Here is a 2,520-nt window from a genome sequence, read left to right on the forward strand (position 1 = left end):
AGCCGGGCAGCGGCGGACCCACCGGGGCGGTCGGGATCGGCGGCGTGCCCGGCGGGGGCGGCTCGACCGCATCCGGGTTGGCGGTGCCGGGCACCCGCGGGGCCGGCTGCTCCCACCACTGCAGCGGCGGGTTCCACATCGGGTCGTCGAGGTTCGTCGGGGTCGGGTCGGTGTAGGGCGGGCCCACCGCGATGAGGTTGCCGTTGGGGCCGATCTCGGTGCCCGGCGGCGGCTCCAGGCCCGCGGGGAACTGGTAGTTCTGCGGCAGCAGCGTCTCGGGCAGGTCGGCGCGTACCCGGGTCAGCGGAGCGGTGTAGCAGCTGGGGCCCTTGAAGTCGCCGTAGCGTGGGCAGTCGGCCCGGGTGTAGGTGTAGAACGGCGTCATCGACAGGTTCGCGCGCATGTTGCCCACGTCGGCTTCGGGGATCCAGACCTCGTCGAAGAACTTGTCCGACAGTGTCTTCACCCGCCGGAAGATCGGCACGAACTTGTCGGCGTTCATCGCGAACACCCCGATCGCCGGGGTCAGGCCTTGGGTGATGCCGATCAGCTGATCGGTGTGGTTGTCGAAGGCTTCGCGGGTGGTGCCGAAGGTGTACTGCGACGAGGAGATGAACGAGGTGAACTCGGCGCGCTTCTCGGCGAATGTCTGCATCGGGCGCACCGCCTCGTGCAGTGCGTCGACCAGGTCCGGCGCGGTGGCCTTCAGGCCTTCGGTGGCGTTGAGCAGTGCGGTCACCGTCGACGGGCCGGGCTCGGTGGCGACGATCGCGTTGAGCTCGTCGAGCATCCGGTCCAGGTGTGCCCCGGCGTGCAGCAGCTTGACCCGGCGGTGGTCGGTGGCGGCGGCGACCGCGGCCAGGATTCCCAGCGTGTGGTCGTCACGGCCGCGGCCGGTGGCGGCCAGCACGTCGCGCAGCTTGCTGATCGTGGTCTGGAAGATCACCGTCGACAGCTCGGTGTCCTCCAGGATGTGGTCGTCGGGTCGGATGGCCGGCCCGCCGTCGCCCTGGTCGACCAGCTGCACCGAGGACACCGCGAACACGTTGGAGGGCACCACCCGGGCGGTCACGGTGTTCGGGATGTCCTTGGCGTAGTGCGGCTTGAGGTTGATGTGGACGTAGTTGGGGTTGCCGTAGGAGGCCGGCACGACGTTGTCGACGGAGCCGACCAGCAGGCCGTGGTACTTGACGTCGGACCGGCTGGGCAGACCGTCGCCGACGTTGACCAGCTCGGCCACCACCCGCACATAGGAGTCCAGCCGGCCGGTGGCCTTGAGCATCAAGGTGCTGGTGATGACCACGATCATCACCAGCACACCGACGCCCACGCCGAGCAGTTGGGAGTCAGACAGGCCGCGGCCGTCCGGATCCAGCGAGTTGCCCATTGCCATCTGTCTAACCACCGAACCTTGCGCCGGCGTCGATGCTCCACAACGCCATGGTCAGCAGCATGTTGGCCAGGGTTATCACGGTGATGCTGGCCCGCATGGCGCGACCGGCGGCCACGCCGACACCCTCGGGGCCGCCGCTGGCGAAGAAACCGTAGTAGCACTGCATGGTCGAGGCGATCCAGACGAACACCACGCACTTGATCACCGAGTAGATGATGTCCTTGCCGGAGAGCATCATCGTGAAGTAGTGCAGATACGGGCCGATCGAACCGCCGCTGATGGCGCCGGACATGATCTGCGCGGTCAGGTAGGCGACCGCGAGGCAGGCCACGTACAGCGGGATCACCGCGATGATCGAGGCCATCAGCCGGGTGGTGACCAGGTAGGGGATCGGCTTGATCGCGATCGAGTCCAGCGCGTCGATCTCCTCGGCGATGCGCATCGAGCCCAGCTGGGCGGTGAACCGGCAGCCGGCCTGCATCGCGAACGCCAGCGACGCCATGATCGGCGCCAGCTCGCGCGTGTTGACCAGTGAGGAGATGATCCCGGTGGCCGGGCCCAACCCGAGCATGTTGAGGAAGTTGTAGCCCTCGATGGCGACCAGGGCGCCGGCGGTGAAGCCGAGCACGATCGCTACCCCGGCGGTTCCCCCGCCGACGACGATCGAGCCGTTGCCCCAGGCGATGTCGGAGAGCAGCCGCAGGAATTCCTTGCGGTACTGGCGCAGCACGGTCGGGACCGCGGCCACCGCCCGCACGAAGAACATGAGCATGTGGCCCAGCCGGATGATCGACAGCGTGAAGCGTCGATAGGCCCCGACCAGTGGCCGGGCGAAACTCGGGAGATACGTCGCCGGGGTCGCTGCCATGGTTACAGCCCCGTCCGCGGGAAGAGCATCTCGTAGAGCTGGCTGATCCCGACGTTGACCAGCATCAAGATCAGGATCGCCTCCACCACCGCGGCGTTGACCGAGTTGGCGACGCCGGTGGGGCCGCCCTTGGTGGACAGCCCCTTCTGGCAGGCGACCACCGCGACGATTGCACCGTAGATGACGGCCTTGAGCAGTGCGAGCAGCATGTCCTCGGGGGTGGCGAACGAGGAGAACGTGGCGACGAAACTGCCCGGCG

General features: G+C 67.9%; 3 protein-coding genes. All 3 read right to left on the bottom strand.

The window, feature by feature from the left end; genetic code table 11:
* Positions 1–1,387: MlaD family protein (locus A5643_RS00800; protein WP_066851126.1), on the bottom strand; the 1,387-nt coding region annotated here is incomplete at its 3' end.
* 10 nt (positions 1,388–1,397) lie between these two features.
* The gene (locus A5643_RS00805; RefSeq protein WP_066851127.1) at positions 1,398–2,261 is read right to left on the bottom strand and encodes an MlaE family ABC transporter permease; all 864 of its coding nucleotides are present in this window, start codon (positions 2,259–2,261) and stop codon (positions 1,398–1,400) included.
* Positions 2,262–2,263: 2 nt separating this feature from the next.
* A partial coding sequence (locus A5643_RS00810; RefSeq protein ID WP_082948638.1) for an ABC transporter permease occupies positions 2,264–2,520 on the bottom strand: 257 nt, incomplete at its 5' end.

This window comes from Mycobacterium sp. 1274756.6 (assembly GCF_001668625.1).
GTDB lineage: Bacteria > Actinomycetota > Actinomycetes > Mycobacteriales > Mycobacteriaceae > Mycobacterium.